We start from the raw sequence: 17910 nt of genomic DNA, 5'->3' as shown, positions 1-17910 counted from the left end.
GGAGCGTGCGATGAAGATCCGACTGATCAATCCCAATACGACGCAGCGGATGACCGATGCGATGGGTCGCTGCGCGCGCGAGGTCGCGGCCGCCGGCACGGAGATCGTGGCGGTGAGCCCGCCGATGGGGCCGCCGTCGATCGAAGGGTATTACGACGAGGCGCTCGCGACGCCGGGGCTGCTTGCCGAGATCGCGCAGGGCGAGCGCGACGGCTGCGACGCATACGTGATCGCGTGCTTCGGCGATCCGGGCCTTTATGCTGCGCGCGAGCTCGCGCGCGGGCCGGTGATCGGCATTGCCGAGGCCGCGATGCATGCGGCGAGCGTGCTCGCGCCGGGCTTCTCGGTCGTCACGACGCTCGCGCGCACCTGCGGGATGGCCTGGCACCTCGCGGAGCGCTACGGGATGAAGCGGTTCTGCCGCAACGTGCGCGCGACCGACGTCGCCGTGCTCGAACTCGACCGGCCGGGCTCGGCCGCGCGCCGGATCATCGTCGACGAATGCCGGCGCGCGCTCGACGAGGACGGCGCCGACGCGATCGTGCTGGGTTGTGCAGGGATGGCCGAGTTCGCGCACGAGATCGAGCAGCAGATCGGCGCGCCGGTGGTCGAAGGCGTCACGGCGGCCGTCAAATGGGCCGAGGCGCTCGTCGCGCTGCGCCTCGCGACGGCGAAGCGCGGCGACTACGCGCGGCCGCTGCCGAAGCGCTACGACGGCGCGTTCGCCAGCTTCAGCCCGCCGGGCGGGGATGAGGCAGAATCGGACCCGAATTTGCCGCAACCGCACATACACACCGTCTGACACGCACTATCTGCGCCGCTGTATGGGCGCGTATGGGCGTTTTCGCTACACTGGGCCGTCATCGCATCGGCTTGCGCAGCCGGCCCCCGGCACCCGCGCGGTCGATGCGAGCCCATTATTTCAGCGAGCTTTCGTCGCACTTCGAACCCATGTCACTCGATCCCAACTATCCTCGCGACCTGATCGGCTACGGCCGCCATCCCGTTCAGGCGAACTGGCCGGGGCGCGCCCGCGTCGCCGTGCAATTCGTGCTGAACTACGAGGAGGGCGGCGAGAACTGCGTGCTGCACGGCGATCCGGGCTCCGAGCAGTTCCTGTCCGAAATCGTCGGTGCGGCCGCGTATCCCGACCGCCACATGAGCATGGAGTCGATCTACGAATACGGTTCGCGGGCCGGCGTATGGCGCATCCTGCGCGAATTCGAGAAGCGCGGGATGCCGCTGACGGTATTCGGCGTCGGCATGGCGATCGAACGCCACCCGGACCTCGCGCGCGCGTTCGTCGAGCTGGGCCATGAAATCGCGTGCCACGGCTGGCGCTGGATCCACTACCAGAGCATGTCGCCGGAACTCGAGGCCGAGCACATGCGCCTCGGGATGGAAGCGATCGAGCGCGTGACGGGCGAGCGCCCGCTCGGCTGGTACACCGGCCGCGACAGTCCCAATACGCACCGCCTCGTCGCGGAATACGGCGGTTTCCTGTACGACTCCGACAACTACGGCGACGACCTGCCGTTCTGGATGGACGTCGCAGTGTCGGGCGGCAAGACGTCGCCGCAGCTGATCGTGCCGTACACGCTCGACACGAACGACATGCGCTTCGCGACGCCGCAGGGCTTCAACACCGGCGATCACTTCTTCGACTACCTGCGCGACGCATTCGACGTGCTGTACGCGGAGGGCGACGAAGCGCCGAAGATGCTGTCGATCGGCATGCACTGCCGGTTGCTCGGCCGGCCGGGCCGGTTCCGCGGGCTGCAGCGTTTCCTCGATCACATCGAGAAGCACGATCGCGTATGGGTGACGCGCCGTGTCGATATCGCGCGTCACTGGCGTGAACATCATCCGTATCAGCCCAATCATCAGAACGAAGGGAAAGCATGAAGGCGATGCGCTACACGTTGAATCAACTGAATACGATGGCGCCGAGCGCATTTGTCGCGGCGCTGTCGGGGATCTTCGAACATTCGCCGTGGGTGGCCGAGGTCGCTGCGGGCAAGCGCCCGTTCGCGAGCATCGACGCGTTGCACGAGACGATGTCGGGTGCAGTGGAAACGGGCGGCGAAGTGCGCCAGCTCGCGCTGATCAACGCTCACCCGGAGCTGGCCGGCAAGGCTGCCGTGCGCGGCGAGCTGACGGCCGAGTCGACGCGCGAGCAGAGCGGCGCGGGCCTCGACCAGTGCACGCAGGACGAGTTCGACAAGCTGCTGACGCTGAACCGCACGTATCGCGAGAAGTTCGGCTTCCCGTTCATCCTCGCGGTGCGCGGTTATGACCGGCACGGCATCATCGCGAACTTCGAGTCGCGCGTGAATCATTCGCGCACCGAGGAACTGCGCGCGAGCCTCGACCAGATCTACCGGATCGCACGCTTCCGCCTCGACGACCTGATCGACGCCTGACACCGCAATACGGCCTGCTGCGTCGCAGCGGCCTGATCGCCTCACTGAAACAAGGAAACATCATGGCTGTTCCGCTTCTCGATCCCAACGCACCCGACTTCACGCGGCGCTACGTGAACCTTGCCGACCCGCGTCTCGGTGCGCAGGCGCTCGAAGCCAGCGACGATTTTTTCGCGCCGAAGGACCGGATGCTGAACCCCGAGCCGGCCGTCTTCATCCCCGGCAAGTACGACGACCACGGCAAGTGGATGGACGGCTGGGAAACGCGCCGCAAGCGCACGACGGGCTACGACTGGTGCATCGTCAAGCTCGCGCGCCCGGGCGTGATCAAGGGCTTCGACATCGACACGAGCCACTTCACCGGCAACTTCCCGCCGGCCGCGTCGATCGAGGCCGCGTTCGTGGCCGACGGCGCGCCGACGCATGCGACCGAGTGGGTCGAGATCGTGCCGTCGACGACGCTGCAGGGCAACAGCCATCACTATGTTGAAGCGAGTGACGCGCGTGCCTTCACGCACCTGCGTGTGAACATCTACCCGGATGGCGGCATTGCACGCCTGCGCGTGTACGGCCAGCCGCAGCTCGATTGGGCCGGCGCGAGCGCGACCGAGCAGTTCGATCTCGCGGCGATGGAAAACGGCGGTTACGTGGTGGCCGCGAACAACCAGCACTTCGGCGTCGCGTCGAACCTGCTGCTGCCGGGCCGCGGCGTGAACATGGGCGACGGCTGGGAAACCCGCCGCCGCCGCGAACCGGGCAACGACTGGGCGATCATCGCGCTCGCGCAGCCGGGCGTGATCCGCAAGATCGAAGTCGACACGGCGTTCTTCAAGGGCAACTACCCGGATCGCTGCTCGATCCAGGCCGCGTATGTCTCGGGCGGCACGGACAGCTCGCTGATCACGCAGTCGATGTTCTGGCCCGAGCTGCTCGGCGAACAGAAGCTGCAGATGGACAAGCAGCACTACTTCGAACAAGGCATCGCGTCGCTCGGCCCTGTCACGCACGTGCGACTGAACATCATTCCGGACGGCGGCGTGTCGCGCCTGCGCTTGTGGGGGACGCTCGACAAATGAAGACGCTTGCCATCGAACCGCTGACCAAGGAAGCGTTCGCGCCGTTCGGCGACGTGATCGAAACGGAAGGGGCGAAGCAGATCCCGATCAACCTCGGCACCACGATCCGCTTTCACGATCTCGCGAAAGTCGACGTGACCGATGAAGACGGCCGCACGCTCGTCAACCTGTTCCGCGGCCAGCCGCGTACGCTGCCGTTCGAAGTGAAGATGCTGGAGCGGCACCCGCTCGGCAGCCAGGCCTTCGTGCCGCTGAACCACCAGCCGTATCTCGTCGTCGTGGCACCCGCGGGCGATCTCGATCCGGCAAAGATCCGCGCGTTCGTGACGAGCGGGTGGCAGGGCGTCAATTACGCGAAGGGCGTGTGGCATCACCCGCTGATCGCGCTCGGTGGCGTCAGCGACTTCATCGTCGTCGACCGCGGCGGCGACGGCCTGAACCTGAACGAGCAGGACCTGCAGGAATCGCTGTGGCTCACCGACGAGGCGCTGACCGCGCTGACGGCTTGAGTCACCGGCGTTTCAGCCAGCGTCCGTCGAAACCCGCGCATGATGCGCGGGTTTTTTTATGCGCGGCCCGCTCCGCGCGCGTCAGGTCGCCGCGGTTTTGCGCGCGCTGCGCGAACCGTGGTTGCCGCGGCGCCGGTTCGTGACCGGCGCATGCCGCGCCATCAGCTCGGCGACCCAGTCGATGAAGACGCGCAGCTTCGCACTGACGTGCCGGTTCGGCGGAAACGCGACGTACATCGGCATCGGTTCGAGCTGCCATCGTTCGAACAGCGGCACCAGTTCGCCGCGTGCGCGATACGCGTCGGCCATGTAGTCGGGCAGCCACAGAATGCCCAGCCCGGCGAGGCCGGCCTCGAGGTACGCATTGCCGTCGTCGACCGCCAGCACGTAGCGCCCGCGCACGGTGATCTGCTCGCCGTCGCATGCCATCGCAAACGGCAACGCCTTGCCGGTGCGCGCCCACAGGAACCCGACGATCCGGTGATGGGTGTCCTCCAGCTCGTCCGGATGCGCCGGCGTGCCGGCGCGCGCGAGATAGGCCGGCGACGCGTACACGCCGAGCCGCAGGTCGCCGACCTGCCGCGCGACGAGCGAGCGGTCGGTCGGTTCGCCGCCGCGCACGACGCAGTCGACGTTCTCGCCGATCACGTCCACGACGCGGTCGCTCACGCCCATGTCGAGCTGGATGTCCGGATAGCGCGCATGGAACGCGGGCAGCGCGGGGATCAGGATCAGGCGCGCGAACGGGCTCGGCACGTCCACGCGCAGCCGCCCGCGGGGCGATGCGGATGCAACTGACAGGCTCGTTTCGGCGTCGTCCATGTCGGCCAGCAGCCGCACCACGCGGTCGTAGTACGCGGCGCCGTCGGCCGTGACGACGACCTTGCGCGTCGTGCGGTTGAACAGCTTCACGCGCAGCCGCGCTTCCAGCTGCTGCACCAGTTGCGTGACGGTGGTGCGGCTCATGTGCAGCGTCTCGGCGGCCTTCGTGAAGCTGCCGGCTTCCACCACGCGGGCGAACGCCTGCATTGCGTCGAATCGATCCATCAGGTCAGGGCTCCGCGTCGGTCGGACATTGTTTGGAGAGCGCAAACAGTGTTGGACAAGGTTGCCGGTTTATCCGCCGCGCAACGGTCCATAAAGTGCTTTCCATCGTTGATACAGGGGCGGTTTTGCCCCGCAAACTGATGGAGGTGTTGAATGGCAAAGCGTAGCGTAGTTTTTCCGCCCGGTCGCCAGGCGCTGTATGACCGCAACCGCTATTCGCCGGCAGTGCGCTCGAACGGTTTCCTGTTCGTGTCCGGGCAGGTCGGCAGCCGCGAGGACGGCTCGCCCGAGCCGGAACTGGGCGCGCAGGTCCGCCGCGCGTTCGACAACCTGAATGCGGTGCTGCGCGCGGCCGGCTGCACGTTCGACGACGTCGTCGACGTGACGGTGTTCCTCGTCGATCCCGAAGCGACGTTCGAGCGGATCTGGGAGATCGTCCCTGAATACTGGGGCGACGCACCGCATCCGACGTTGACCGCCGTCGGCGTGACCTGGCTGTACGGCTTCCAGTTCGAGATCAAGGCGATCGCGCGGCTGCCGGAGGCGGTCGACGGGTGAGCCGTGCCCGACACGGGGCCCGCGCGTCACGGCGCGACGGGCACCTCCTGTTCATGCGCGCGATGCAGCAGGGCCACGAATGACGACGAGTCCGGCAGCGAGGCCGTGCCGAACCGGCGCACGGCGATTCCCGGCGTCCACGAATTCATCACGACGGCGCCGGCCATCGACGGCAGGTCGGCCGGCGTCAGTTCGCGATCGTGCTGCGCGACGCCCAGGCGCGCCAGTTGCCGGCGCGCGATGCGCATCGTGACGCCGCCGAGCATGCCCGCCACCGGCCACACGACCGCGTCGCCGATCCAGAACGCCAGATTCCAGATCGAGCCTTCGCTGATGCGCCCGTGGCGATCGACGAATGCCGCATCGTCGAAACCCTGCGCGATCGCGCGGCGCAGGAAGTGCGTCTTTGCGACTTCGCCGACGTGCTTGATGTCCGGTAGCACGCGCTCGTATTCGAACAGCGCGAGATCGAGCGGGCCCGCCGGCCCCGACGACGGCGCCGCGGTGCGGACCAGCACGTCGAGCGCTTCGTCATCGCGCGGCGCGATGAATTCACCCGTGGTCGCATGCACGGTCGCCGTCAGCGACAGCGCCGACGGCGCGCGATCGAGCGCGGTGCGCAGGAGCGCGCGAATCCGGTCGTCGGGCAGCGCCTGGCCGAACAGCGCGTTCGACGCATCGCGTAGCCGCGTGAGATGCAGGTCGAGGCCGCGCACGCGGCCGTCGCGCACCTGCATCGCGGTGAAATGCGCATGGCCCGCGAACGCGAGCGCGGCGAGTGCGTCCGCGGTGGCGGCTACGCCGTTGAGCTGGACGACGGAAGGGAACGGGGTAACGGTCATCGGCGGATCTCCGGGTTCGGTCGCGAGCGCGGGGCGGCTCGCAGTACCTTCAAGAAAACCTATTGTTTGCGGATTGATGACGTCTTGAAAAACGAGTAGTTTTGGAACGGTCATCAAATCCGGTTTGAAGATCGATGGAACGCATGTGGCCCGGTACGCGCGCGCTGAGGACGTTCGATGCGGCGGCGCGGCACCTGAATTTCTCGCGGGCGGCCGACGAGGTCGGGCTGACGCCGGCGGCCGTCAGTCACCAGATCAAGGAGATCGAGGCGCAACTCGCCATGGACCTGTTCGTGCGCACGAGCCGCAGCATCCGGCTGACGCCGGCCGGTGTCGTGCTGGCTGCCGCGGCCGCCGATGCGCTGGCGGGCCTGCAGCGCGCGACGGCTCGGGCCCGGCGCATCGCGCGGGAGCAGACGGAGTTGCGCGTGTCGCTCGGCGCGCGTTTTGCGACGCACTGGCTGCTGCCGCGCCTGCCGCGTTTCAGGGCCGCGCATCCGGCGTTAGAGCTGACATTCGACATCACCGACCGGTTGCGCGATTTCGACGACGACGACGTCGATGTCGCGATCCGCTTCGGCACCGGGCGCTATCGCGACACGTGCGCTCGGCGCCTGTTCGATACGTCGGTCGTCGCGGTCTGCAGCCCGGCCTTGCTGTCGGCCGGGCCGCCGTTGCGCAAGCCGCGCGATCTGCTGCGCCACACGCTCTGCCACGTTGACTGCGAAGTCGATGGCGTCACGTGGCCGCGGTGGTCGGCGTGGATGACCGCGGCCGGCGTCGACGGTTTCGACGACAGCCGGTGTGTGTCGTTTCCGGATTCGAGCCACGTCGTGCAGGCCGTGACGGACGGCACGGCGGTCGGTCTTGCGGAGCCGCACATGATCGCGCGCGATCTCGCGGAAGGGCGCGTCGTGCAGCTGTTCGACGTGAACGTCGAGGTGGCACCGGGCCTTGCGTATCACGTCGTGTATCCGGAGCGCACGCAGGACGATCCGCGCATCGTCGCATTGCGCGACTGGCTCGCGGACGAAGTCGCGACGATGCGTGCGTAGCGGCGGCGCCGGCGCATGCTATCGTGCCCGCATCTCCACCGCACGATGCCCGGTTCCGGGCGTGTTCTTCCGATGAGCCAACCTGAAAACGACCTCGCGATCCTGCTGAGCACGATGCAGCCCGAACTGCACCCGGGCGCGTTCGCCTTCGTCTCGCTGCCGATCGATGCAGACGTATCGTTATCCGAAGCAATCGCGACGTTCCGCGAAGCGGAGGGATTGACGGTCGTCGTCGACGAGCAGACGGCAGCACGTCGCGGCTGGCCCGTGTTGTTCCGTGCCGCCTGGATCACGCTGACCGTGCATTCCGACCTGGCGGCCGTCGGCCTCACGGCGGCGTTCGCGCGGGCACTCGGCGCGGCCGGCATCAGCTGCAATGTGATGGCGGCCGCGTACCACGATCACATCTTCGTGCCGTTCGACGACGGCCCGCGCGCACTCGATGCGCTCGTCGCGCTCCAGCGCGACGCGATGCGCGGCTGACGCGCGAAGGGCATTCGGGGCACGCAAAAAAAACGGGCCCGTCACCGGGCCCGCGAACGGAGAGGATTGCGCCAGGCATTCGCACCCGGCGCACGGCGGCTTACTTGTTCGCGCCACCCTCGAACCAGGCGGCGAGCTTCATCCGCTCGTCGTCGGTCATGTGCGTGACGTTGCCGATCGGCATCGCCTTCAGGCGCACGGCCTGTTCGTAGATACGCTGCGCGTTCTTCGACACTTCGTCCGGCGTGTCGAACATCACGCCCGCGGGGGCGCTGCCCATCAGCGTCGGCTTCGACGAGTGGCACTCGACGCAGCGTTGCTGCAGGACCGGCATGATGTCGTTGATCACGATCTTCGGTGCGTTGGCCGCTTGCGCTTCCGGCGCGACCGGCTTCGGCATCGTCCACACCAGCGCGCCCGACAGCAGTGCGACGCCACCGATCGGCAGGTACCACAGCTGCTTGCCGCGGTGACGCATCACGAAGAACTGGCGGATCAGCGCGCCAGCCAGCATGATCATCACGAGCACGACCCAGTTGAACTTGTTCGTGTAGGTCATCGCATAGTGGTTCGACAGCATCGCGAACACCACCGGCAGCGTGAAGTACGTGTTGTGCACCGAGCGCTGCTTGCCGCGCTTGCCGTAGATCGGGTTCGGTTCTTCGCCCTTGAGCATCTTGTCGACCATCTTGCGCTGGCCGGGGATGATCACGAAGAACACGTTCGCGGACATGATCGTCGCGAGCATCGCGCCGACGATCAGGTACGCGGCACGGCCCGCGAAGATATGGCACGCGAGGTAGGCGGCCGCGACCACGTAGATGCCGACGCAGATGCCGAGCACGCGATCGTTGGTGCCGAGGACGCGGCACAGCGAGTCGTAGACGATCCAGCCGGCCGCGAGGAAGCCGAGTGCCGAAGCGACGGCAACCACCGGGCCCATGTCGAGCACGCTCTTGTCGATCAGGTAGGTGTTCGGCGCGAGCAGGTAGAGCACGAAGAACAGCGAGAAGCCCGACAGCCAGGTCGTGTACGACGGCCACTTCGACCAGTGCAGGTCATCCGGCATTTCCGGCGGGGCGACCGTGTACTTCTGCATGTTGTAGAAACCGCCGCCGTGGACGTGCCACAGCTCGCCGAACACACCGCGCTTGCGCTGGTTCGGGTCGGTCGGCGGTTTCAGGCTGTTGTCGAGCGCGACGAAATAGAACGACTCGCCGATCCACGCAATGGCGACGATGACGTGCAGCCATCGCAGCGCGAGGTTCAGCCAGTCGGTGATGAAGCCTTCCATGAAACTCCTCCAGACTCAAATCGTTTGTTTGATGTGGGCGCTGATTCGAATGTCAGCTGCCGCGATAGGTGCTGTACGACCACGGCGACACGAGCAGCGGCACGTGGTAGTGCGAAGCGGTGTCGGCGATGCCGAAGCGGAGTACGACGCGGTCGACGAAACGGGGTTCGGGCACCTTCACGCCGATCGACGCGAAGTAGTCGCCGGCATGGAACACGAGTTCGTATTCGCCGGCGGCGAGCGCGGCGCCTTCGAGCAGGGGTTCGTCGCAGCGGCCGTCGCTATTGGTCAGCACGGTCTTGATCGCGCGGCGCGATTCGCCGTCCAGCGCGTAGAGGTCGACCTTGATTGCGGCGCCGGGACGACCGTGCGCCGTATCGAGTACGTGGGTAGTGAGCTTTCCCATTCGCAATTGTCCTTGTGTGAATGCGAGGTTCGGCGGCGACTCGATCCATTGACTGTGCGGCGGATCGAGGCTCCACGTCACGTGGCTACATACCCGTCGGCGAGATTGAAGCGAGCGCCGTGCAGGCATTGTAAAAAGGTTCCCCGCGCAAATACGGGCGCGATATCAAAGATAATGCGCCGCGCATGAGCGGCTGTCGACGGCCCGCCGGATACGGCTTTGAGCGTACGTTTCGGGTGCGCCGCGGGCCTGCGCGCGGCGTACCATATCGAAACCGTGAAACGCGGTATTCCGGATCGCGCATTGTGTGCGGCGCGCGCTTGGGCGATCCTCCCGCCGTGCGCGTCGGCCTGTGGCCCGCGCGTACCCCGAAGACGGCGAGCACGCCGGGTAACCGGGCCAGGGCGTTCGAACGGACGCAGGCACCGGAGCGTGCCGCGATTCAGCGTTCGAACGGCTGTGTGACCGCCTCCAGGATTCAGACCCTGGGGGCAGACCGACGCGGAGAACGCATGAACCCCGAGCAGCACGCTGGCGCACGCGCGCCGAACCCTTCCTCATCCCGCCCGAAAACCCTGCTGGTCAAGCACGCCGACGTGCTCGTGACCATGGACGACACGCGCCGCGAATTGCGCGACGCGGGGCTCTACATCGAAGACAACCGGATCGTCGCGGTCGGCCCGACCGCCGAGCTGCCCGACACGGCCGACGAAGTGCTCGACCTGCGCGGCCACCTCGTGATCCCGGGGCTCGTGAACACGCACCATCACATGTACCAGAGCCTCACGCGCGCGGTGCCCGCGGCGCAGAACGCCGAGCTGTTCGGCTGGCTCACGAACCTGTACCGGATCTGGGCGCACCTGACGCCCGAGATGATCGAGGTGTCGACGCTCACCGCGATGGCCGAGCTGCTGCAGTCGGGCTGCACGACGTCGAGCGACCACCTGTACATCTACCCGAACGGCAGCCGCCTCGACGACAGCATCGGCGCCGCGCAGCGGATCGGCATGCGCTTTCACGCGAGCCGCGGCTCGATGAGCGTCGGCCAGCGTGACGGCGGGCTGCCGCCCGATTCGGTCGTCGAGCGCGAGCCCGAGATCCTGCGCGACACGCAGCGCCTGATCGAGACCTATCACGACGAAGGCCGTTACGCGATGCTGCGCGTGGTCGTCGCGCCGTGCTCGCCGTTCTCGGTGAGCCGCGAGCTGATGCGCGACGCGGCCGTGCTCGCGCGCGAATACGGTGTGTCGCTGCACACGCACCTCGCGGAGAACGTCAACGACATCGCCTACAGCCGCGAGAAGTTCGGGATGACGCCCGCCGAATATGCGGAAGATCTCGGCTGGGTCGGCCACGACGTGTGGCATGCGCACTGCGTGCAGCTCGACGATGCGGGCATCAGCCTGTTCGCGCGCACCGGCACGGGCGTTGCGCACTGTCCGTGCTCGAACATGCGGCTCGCGTCGGGCATCGCGCCGGTGAAGAAGATGCGTCTCGCGGGCGTGCCGGTCGGCCTGGGCGTCGACGGCTCGGCATCGAACGACGGCGCGCAGATGGTCGCGGAAGTGCGGCAGGCGCTGCTGCTGCAACGGGTCGGTTTCGGGCCCGATGCAATGACCGCGCGCGAAGCGCTCGAGATCGCGACGCTCGGCGGCGCGAAGGTGCTGAACCGCGACGATATCGGCGCGCTGAAGCCCGGCATGGCCGCCGACTTCGCCGCGTTCGACCTGCGCCAGCCGCTGTTCGCGGGTGCGCTGCACGATCCGGTCGCGGCGCTCGTGTTCTGCGCGCCGTCGCAGACGGCGTACACGGTGGTGAACGGGAAGGTGGTGGTGCGGGAAGGGCGGCTGGCCACGCTCGATCTGCCGCCTGTCATCGCGCGTCATAACGCGCTTGCGCAGACACTCGTGGAGGCGTCGCGCTGACGCGTCGAGGTGGAGATTGCGCCGCGCGCCGCACCGCGGGTGCGCGGCGGCCGAGGCTGCGGCCGGGATACGTCACACCGGGCCACACGAGGCCACACGAGGCCACGCCAGCCACCCCGCAACGGCGTGGCCGGCGCGCGCGTCGTGCGCGCTTACGGCTCGATCAGCGTGCGGGTGGCTTCGGCGACGAGGCTGCGCAGCCAGCGCACTTCGTCGGAGTAGTGGCAGCGCTCGTGCCACAGCTGGTAGTACTGCATCGGCGGGAAGTCGAGCGGCGCCGGCACGACCGACAGCGGCAGGAACTTCGCGTAGTGATCGGCGAACAGGCGCGTCGTCGTGAAGATCAGGTCGGACTTCACGAGCACGTACGGCGCAAGGTTGAAATACGGCAGCGTGACGACCACGTGACGCTTGAGCCGTTCGCGCGCGAGATGCACGTCGATCGCGCCGCGCTGGCCGACCGAGTACGGCGTCGGCGCGAGATGCGGCGCGTTCAGGTACTGGTCGAGCGTGAGCCCGCCGCGTTTTGCGAACGGGTGCGTGTTGCTCATCAGGCAGACGATTTCGTCGACGAACAGGTTCGACAGGTGCAGCTGCTCGGGCGGTTCGGGCCAGTTGCCGACGACGATGTCGAGCTTGCCGTCTTCCAGCGCGAGCTCGTAGTCGAACGCGGGGCCGAGCGAATGAAACTCGAGCGTCGCATTCGGCGCGGCCTGGCGGAAGCGCTCGACGACGGTCGGCACGAACAGCACGTTCAGGTAGTCGGGGCAGCCGATCCGGTAGCAGCGGATCGACGTGGCCGGGTCGAAGTTGTGCTGCTGGAACTTGATCCGCTCGATTTCACGCAGTGCGTTCTGCACGGGCTCGAGCAGGCGCAGCCCGTATTCGGTCGGCACCATGCCGGATTTGCCGCGCACCAGCAGCGGATCGCCGGTGATGTCGCGCAGGCGTCGCAGCGCGGCGCTGATCGCCGGTTGCGACTGGTTCAGTTTGACGGCCGCGCGCGTGACGCTGCGCTCCATCAACAAGGTGTGCAAGACGCGCAAGAGGTACGTGTCGATCGCCTCGCGTTGCTGACTCATGATATCTCCGGTTTATATGGCTGGGCTGATCGAGGGGTAGGTGGGGTATATCGTTTTTAATATGAAGCGCGGCCAGCGTCAAGAGATGGATACCCGCAGGCGTCCGCCGGCCGGGCCGTGACAAGGGGCTCGAACGGGGGGCGATGAGAAGCGCGTGGCGCCGCGCGGACACGCGTTGAGCGGATCCGGATCGAGGCGCGGCGTGGGATGCGACGGGCGCGTCAGTCGTCGATGCGCATGCCGACCTTCAGCGTCACCTGCCAGTGAACGACCTGGTCGCCTTCGATGTGGCCGCGCGTTTCGGTCACCTGGAACCAGTGCAGGTTGTGCAGCGTCTTGCCGGCTTTCGAGATCGCATTGCGGATGGCGTCGTCGCTCGATTGCCGCGACGAACCGGTCAGCTCGATCATCTTGTACACGTGGTCGCTCATGATGCGCTCCCTGGGATATCGGTTTGGATTGCCGGTGCAAGCCGTGGTCCCGAAGCGGCGCCGCGCGTGCCCGGCTTCTTGAGTGATAGGTATGATGGGCGGCAAGTTCAACCCATATCGGAGACGAGGAACATCGTGGAAGTCGGATTTTGCGGACCGGGATTGATGGGCGCGCCGATGATTCGGCATTTGCTGGCGGCCGGGCATCGGGTCAGCGTGTGGAATCGCTCGCGCGACAAGGCCGAGGCGCTCGTGAAGGACGGCGCGCAAGTGGCCGGCACGCCGCGCGAACTGGCGGAGCGCGTCGATACGGTATTCGTGTGCGTGCTCGACGGCCGCGCGGTGGGCGACGTGGTGTTCGGCGAGCACGGGCTGTTGTCCGGCGACGCCGCTGCGCGTCGCCTGCAACGCATCGTCGATCATTCGAGCATCCCGCCTGCCGCGACGCGTGATTACGCGGCGCGCGCGGCCGCACTCGGCGTCGGCTGGATCGATGCGCCGGTATCGGGCGGCGTGCCCGGCGCGCAGGCCGGCACGCTCGCGGTGATGGCCGGCGGCCACGCGGCCGATCTCGACACGGTGCGGCCGCTGATCGACACGTACGCGTCGCGCATCACGCACATGGGCGACGCGGGCGCGGGGCAGACGGCGAAGCTGTGCAACCAGGCGATCGTCACCGCGACGGTGACCGCGATTGCCGAGGCCGTCGGTCTCGCGCAGGCGAGCGGCATCGATGCCGCTCGGCTGGCCGAAGCACTGGCCGGCGGCTGGGCCGATTCGGTGCTGCTGCAGACGTTCGTGCCGCGCATGACGTCGGGTGGTCACGCACCGATCGGTGCGCTCAGCACGTTCCAGAAGGACGTCGATGCGATCGCCGACGCGGCGCGCGACACGGGCGCGGTGATGCCTGTATCGGCTACCGTGCAGCAGGTGCTGCGCTTGGGCGCCGCGCAAGGGCTCGCCGGCGCCGATTTCGCCGCGTTCATCGACATCGTAAGGCCCGGCAACGGGCGTCAGCAGGCGTCGTGACGGGCACGCGGGGCGCGTGAATGGCAGATGGGCCGCCCGGAGGCGGCCCATCGAATGGCAGGCGGATCAGCCGAGAGAGCGGGGTGTCGTGTCGCCGGCGTTCTGGCGGCCGAGCCCGCCGCGCAGGCTCGCTTTCGTGCCTGCACCAAACTCGGGCAGGATGCGCGCACGTGCACGGCTGGCGAACACGAGGAAGCCGAAGCCGTTCGCTTCGTACCAGTACCCGCCGTTCTCGAGGCCATCGAGCGGCTGCTCGAGCGCGTTGGCGATCGATTCGATGCAGCGCTTGCGCAGCTCGGCGATGGCCGGATAGGGCGGCTGGGCGCCGCGCACGCTGCACAGGAGCACGTCGAGACCGGGCAGCACATGCGCGTACAGGACAGGTTCGTCCTGCGCACGGGCGCGGGCAATCTTGGTGTCGAGCTGGGCAAACGGTTTCGAGTGGCGCAATACCGCGAGGAATGACTCCTGGCCATCCTGCTGGGCACGCCGACGTTTTTTCGGGAAGGACATAAACACTCGCCTCAAAAACAATTGCAAGAAATGCGGCACTTTCATGCGACCCACTCCCGGCTATGTACGCCGCATGTCGATCCTTTATAGCACACGAAAATGCTGCCTTCGTGCAGTACGACGATCAATGTCTCCCGTCGACCTGCTCGCCATGATCGACACAGCCAGCGTCTTGGCGCCCGTACTGTCGTTTAGTCTCCATCATAGACCTGCTTTTCCCGCGCGTGCATTCGCCCGTCACAAAAAAGTGAGATGGACCGCATCCGGCGGCGCATCGCGCGCGCAATAAAAAGGCCCGCACGGGGCGGGCCTGGCAGGCGGGGCGCTCGGCGATCAGCGCTGCTTCAGCGAATCGCGGATCTCGCGCAGCAGCACCGTGTCTTCCGGCGTCGCGGCCGGCGCGGCGTCTTCCGGCTTGCGCAGCTTGTTGATGAATTTCACCATCAGGAAAATGATGAACGCCAGGATGACGAAATTGATCGCCACGGTGATGAACGAGCCATAGCCGAACGCGGCGACACCCGCGGCCTGCAGGTCCTTGAACGAATCGGGATTACCCTTGAACGTCGGGGGGATGGTGCCGAGCAGAACGAACTTGTTCGAGAAATCCAGACCGCCCGTCAGCACGCCGATGACCGGCATGATGAGGTCTTTCACGACCGAGTCGACGATCTTCGAGAACGCGCCGCCGATGATCACGCCGACGGCGAGATCCATGACGTTGCCCTTGACGGCGAACTCCTTGAATTCCTTGATGATGCTCATGAGCGGCTTTCTCCTGGTGGGGGCGAGGGGAGGCGTGCCGCGACGCGCAGGGATGCAGAGCGTCGAATGAGGGTCGGTGGCACGCCGATGGCCGCATGATAGCGAACGCTCCCCATTGCCGGTAGCCCATCTTGAAATGATTGACAAATCCGCGCGTCGGCGCGGCCGGCCATCCAGGGGAGCGTGGCGTGCGTCGCAGCGCGTCGCGGGTGTGCCGCAGGTGTGTTGACGCGCTGCGTAGTGTCAGGAGTTGTCGTCGGTCCAGCCGTCGTCGTTGCTGCCGAGATCCATGCCGCCACCGCCGCCGTTGCCGTCGCTCCAGTTCGACGCATCGCCGCGGCCGAGGTCGAAACCCGGGTCGTTCTCCTGCCGGCGGCGCTCGCCGTCGACGATCACGTCGCGTTCCACCACGCGTTCGCGGCCGCCCGACATCGCCTCGCCGAGCAATACGCCGGTCAGCAGCCCGCCCATACCGCCACCGAAACCGCCGCCGCCTTGCTGGATCACGACGGGCGGTTGCTGTTGCGGGTAGGGCTGCGGCGGATACGGCTGGCCCGGTGCGCCCGTCATGCGATCGGCTTCCTGCGCATACACGGAGCCGCTGCCGTTGGCCGGTGCAGCGGGTTGAGCGGCCGGGTCGGGACGGCCTTCGACGCGTGCCTTCACGCTCGCATGGCGCTGTTCGAGTTCATCGATGCGATACGGCGGTACCGGATTCTTGCCGTTCGACAACGCTTCGACGAGTGTGCGCGCGTCGGTCTCGATCGCTTCGATTTCACCGATGAGCGCCGCGGCGCCGGCCGCCGTCGACAGCTTCGCGTCGAGTTTCAGCGGACGGATGTCGTTCAGCACGTCGGTCGCGCGCTTGAGCTGCGTGCGGCGTTCGTCGTCGGCGCGGCCGTCGTCGGCCGTGCGCGCGCGCCGCAGCGTCCAGCGCAGCACCAGCGCGATCACCGCGACGATCAGCCCGAGGCCGATCCACATGCCGGTCGACGGGCCGTGTTTTTCGGCCGGCGCGACGGCGGGTGCGAGCGACGATTGCAGCGTGCCGGCCTGCGTGGCTGACGGCGCGTTGCCGCTCACGCGCGCGGCGTCGGCGCGGATGCGCGACTCCGTCTGCGCGAAGCGCGACGCGTCGGTGAACTTCAGTTGCGGATCGAGCGACTTCGCGCGCTGCAGTTGCGCGAGTGCGTCGGATGCGCGGCCCTCGCGGTCCAGCACCTGCGCATACAGGTAGCGCGCGTGCGCGTTGTTCGGATGGGCGTCGATGACTTGCGACAGCTGCGTGTCGGCTTGTTGCCAGTTGCGTTGCGCGATCGACTGCTCGACCTGCTGCAGCGACGGGACCGCAAACGCGGCGGACGACAGCAACATCAGCGAGAGGCCGAGTGCGGCGAGAGATTTCTTCATGGTCGAACCGGGCGCGGGCGCCCGTCTCCTGACGATCGGTTCGCGCCGCGCGCCCGGGACGGGCGGCGGCGCGGTTGCCCGCAGTTGCCGTTACTGCGCGGGCGTGTCGAGCTGCTTCTTCAGCGCGGCGAGGCGATCCTCGACCGACGGGCCCTTGTTCAGCGCGGCGAGCTTGTCCTCGAGCGCCTTGCCGCTCGACGTGTCGGCGGAATTGAGGCGCGCGTCCGAGCGTGCGTTCTGCAACGCGACCTTGTCCTCGAGCTTCTGGAAGTCCTCGGACAGGTTCTTGCCGCCGATGCCGCCCAACGCGCTTGCCGCGACGTCCTTCGCCTGCGCGATTTCCTGCTTGGCCTGCAGGATGTTCGAGCGTGCATTCAGGTCGTTGCGGCGCTGACGCATGTCGGCGATCTGCCCCTTCAGCTTGTCGACGGACGGCTCGAGCGTCGACAACTCGGCCGCGAGCGCGTCACGCTCGGCTTCCGCGTTCGACTGTGCGCCGAGCGCCTCGCGTGCGAGTGCCTCGTCGCCGGCCTGCAGCGCGCGCTTCGCGCCGTCCTCGTACTTCTTCACCTTGTCGTCGGCCGCATCGCGCTTGCTGCGCTGGGTCGCGACCTGTGCCTCGATCTCGATCAGCGAATTCTCGGCACGGCCGATGCTGTCGTCGAGCTCCCGCACGATCTGCCGTGCGTCGCGCGACGGATCCTGTACCGAATCGGCCGCATCGTTCAGCAGGCCTTTGATCGTGCGCGAAACAGAGTCGAAAAGCGACATGAAATCCTCCGTGGTTGAAAGGTGCCGCGTGACCGCGGCAGTGCCCGTAGCGAGCCGGTTCCGACCCGCATGAGCCGGCGGATATTACACCACCGGTTCACTTAAATACGGCTTAAACGCGCGAGTTCAAGCGGCTTGCGCATCAGGATGTCGAACCTTTCGCGATTGAAAGAAAATCGGCTGTGCGCGCCATGTTGCGTGTCCATGATAGGCAGAGGATGCCGACAATACGTTCCTCAAATCACGGCATTGAGGGAATTTTTACAAAAAATCGCGAAGGCACCCGGTCGA

The 17910-nt window shown here is 67.0% G+C and carries 20 protein-coding genes; 10 read left to right on the top strand and 10 right to left on the bottom strand.

Annotated features, from left to right (window positions below):
• Positions 1–10: 10 nt before the first annotated feature.
• The 5 genes from ACPTTF_RS10710 (at position 11) to ACPTTF_RS10690 (ending at position 4008) form a co-directional block, all read left to right on the top strand.
• Positions 11–802 carry an aspartate/glutamate racemase family protein gene (locus tag ACPTTF_RS10710; RefSeq protein WP_423371154.1) on the top strand — a complete coding sequence of 264 codons (792 nt, stop codon included), beginning with the start codon at positions 11–13 and terminating at the stop codon, positions 800–802.
• A 149-nt stretch (positions 803–951) separates the two neighbouring features.
• Complete coding sequence (puuE, locus tag ACPTTF_RS10705) at positions 952–1905, top strand: allantoinase PuuE (protein WP_166959919.1); 954 nt, start codon at positions 952–954, stop codon at positions 1903–1905.
• Complete coding sequence (gene uraD, locus ACPTTF_RS10700; RefSeq protein WP_423371153.1) at positions 1902–2423, top strand: 2-oxo-4-hydroxy-4-carboxy-5-ureidoimidazoline decarboxylase; 522 nt, start codon at positions 1902–1904, stop codon at positions 2421–2423. The genes puuE and uraD overlap by 4 nt, the downstream gene beginning before the upstream one ends.
• A gap of 62 nt (positions 2424–2485) precedes the next feature.
• Positions 2486–3499, top strand: coding sequence for an allantoicase (gene alc, locus ACPTTF_RS10695; protein ID WP_423371152.1), 1014 nt, complete (start codon positions 2486–2488; stop codon positions 3497–3499).
• Positions 3496–4008 (top strand): ureidoglycolate lyase, encoded by a 513-nt coding sequence (locus ACPTTF_RS10690; RefSeq protein ID WP_423371151.1) that lies wholly within the window; start codon positions 3496–3498, stop codon positions 4006–4008. The genes alc and ACPTTF_RS10690 overlap by 4 nt, the downstream gene beginning before the upstream one ends.
• Positions 4009–4089: 81 nt before the next feature.
• On the opposite strand, the gene ACPTTF_RS10685 is transcribed toward ACPTTF_RS10690, so the two are convergent.
• Complete coding sequence (locus ACPTTF_RS10685; RefSeq protein ID WP_423371150.1) at positions 4090–5055, bottom strand: LysR substrate-binding domain-containing protein; 966 nt, start codon at positions 5053–5055, stop codon at positions 4090–4092.
• Positions 5056–5208: 153 nt separating this feature from the next.
• On the opposite strand from ACPTTF_RS10685, the gene ACPTTF_RS10680 reads away from it, so the two are divergent.
• Positions 5209–5613 carry a RidA family protein gene (locus ACPTTF_RS10680; RefSeq protein WP_166959904.1) on the top strand — a complete coding sequence of 135 codons (405 nt, stop codon included), beginning with the start codon at positions 5209–5211 and terminating at the stop codon, positions 5611–5613.
• A gap of 26 nt (positions 5614–5639) precedes the next feature.
• On the opposite strand, the gene ACPTTF_RS10675 is transcribed toward ACPTTF_RS10680, so the two are convergent.
• On the bottom strand, positions 5640–6455 hold the full coding sequence (locus ACPTTF_RS10675) for an aminotransferase class IV family protein (RefSeq protein WP_423371149.1): 816 nt from the start codon (positions 6453–6455) through the stop codon (positions 5640–5642).
• Positions 6456–6589: 134 nt separating this feature from the next.
• Here ACPTTF_RS10675 and ACPTTF_RS10670 point away from each other — a divergent pair, with 134 nt between their 5' ends.
• Together ACPTTF_RS10670 and ACPTTF_RS10665 are read left to right on the top strand one after the other, a co-directional pair.
• Positions 6590–7510, top strand: a complete 921-nt coding sequence (locus tag ACPTTF_RS10670) for a LysR substrate-binding domain-containing protein (RefSeq protein ID WP_166959898.1) — start codon at positions 6590–6592, stop codon at positions 7508–7510.
• 72 nt (positions 7511–7582) lie between these two features.
• The gene (locus tag ACPTTF_RS10665; protein ID WP_166959896.1) at positions 7583–7993 is read left to right on the top strand and encodes an ACT domain-containing protein; all 411 of its coding nucleotides are present in this window, start codon (positions 7583–7585) and stop codon (positions 7991–7993) included.
• Positions 7994–8093: 100 nt separating this feature from the next.
• Here the strand turns inward: ACPTTF_RS10665 and ACPTTF_RS10660 are convergent, their stop codons facing one another.
• Positions 8094–9287, bottom strand: coding sequence for a urate hydroxylase PuuD (locus ACPTTF_RS10660; RefSeq protein ID WP_423371148.1), 1194 nt, complete (start codon positions 9285–9287; stop codon positions 8094–8096).
• A gap of 52 nt (positions 9288–9339) precedes the next feature.
• Positions 9340–9693, bottom strand: a complete 354-nt coding sequence (gene uraH / locus ACPTTF_RS10655) for a hydroxyisourate hydrolase (RefSeq protein WP_166959890.1) — start codon at positions 9691–9693, stop codon at positions 9340–9342.
• 512 nt (positions 9694–10205) lie between these two features.
• Between uraH and ACPTTF_RS10650 the strand changes: the two genes are divergently transcribed.
• Positions 10206–11618, top strand: coding sequence for an 8-oxoguanine deaminase (locus ACPTTF_RS10650; protein ID WP_423371147.1), 1413 nt, complete (start codon positions 10206–10208; stop codon positions 11616–11618).
• Between the two features lie 152 nt (positions 11619–11770).
• Here the strand turns inward: ACPTTF_RS10650 and ACPTTF_RS10645 are convergent, their stop codons facing one another.
• Both ACPTTF_RS10645 and ACPTTF_RS10640 read right to left on the bottom strand, forming a co-directional pair.
• On the bottom strand, positions 11771–12700 hold the full coding sequence (locus tag ACPTTF_RS10645; RefSeq protein WP_006490213.1) for a LysR substrate-binding domain-containing protein: 930 nt from the start codon (positions 12698–12700) through the stop codon (positions 11771–11773).
• A 221-nt stretch (positions 12701–12921) separates the two neighbouring features.
• On the bottom strand, positions 12922–13131 hold the full coding sequence (locus ACPTTF_RS10640; protein WP_006493215.1) for a dodecin: 210 nt from the start codon (positions 13129–13131) through the stop codon (positions 12922–12924).
• Between the two features lie 135 nt (positions 13132–13266).
• Here ACPTTF_RS10640 and ACPTTF_RS10635 point away from each other — a divergent pair, with 135 nt between their 5' ends.
• Positions 13267–14160 carry an NAD(P)-dependent oxidoreductase gene (locus tag ACPTTF_RS10635; protein ID WP_423371146.1) on the top strand — a complete coding sequence of 298 codons (894 nt, stop codon included), beginning with the start codon at positions 13267–13269 and terminating at the stop codon, positions 14158–14160.
• A gap of 66 nt (positions 14161–14226) precedes the next feature.
• Here ACPTTF_RS10635 and ACPTTF_RS10630 read toward each other — a convergent pair whose 3' ends face one another.
• From ACPTTF_RS10630 to ACPTTF_RS10615, 4 genes are all read right to left on the bottom strand, one after another.
• Complete coding sequence (locus ACPTTF_RS10630; RefSeq protein WP_027784713.1) at positions 14227–14673, bottom strand: hypothetical protein; 447 nt, start codon at positions 14671–14673, stop codon at positions 14227–14229.
• A gap of 333 nt (positions 14674–15006) precedes the next feature.
• The gene (gene mscL, locus ACPTTF_RS10625; protein WP_039342842.1) at positions 15007–15438 is read right to left on the bottom strand and encodes a large conductance mechanosensitive channel protein MscL; all 432 of its coding nucleotides are present in this window, start codon (positions 15436–15438) and stop codon (positions 15007–15009) included.
• 243 nt (positions 15439–15681) lie between these two features.
• Positions 15682–16848, bottom strand: a complete 1167-nt coding sequence (locus ACPTTF_RS10620; RefSeq protein WP_423371145.1) for a tetratricopeptide repeat protein — start codon at positions 16846–16848, stop codon at positions 15682–15684.
• 90 nt (positions 16849–16938) lie between these two features.
• The gene (locus tag ACPTTF_RS10615; protein WP_059687356.1) at positions 16939–17619 is read right to left on the bottom strand and encodes a PspA/IM30 family protein; all 681 of its coding nucleotides are present in this window, start codon (positions 17617–17619) and stop codon (positions 16939–16941) included.
• Between the last annotated feature and the right edge of the window lie 291 nt (positions 17620–17910).

The sequence above is a fragment of the Burkholderia crassaminum genome, from assembly GCF_964265005.1.
Taxonomy (GTDB): Bacteria; Pseudomonadota; Gammaproteobacteria; order Burkholderiales; family Burkholderiaceae; genus Burkholderia.
The sequence above is the reverse complement of the archived record's forward strand: the minus strand, read 5'-3'. Positions and strand labels throughout refer to the sequence as shown.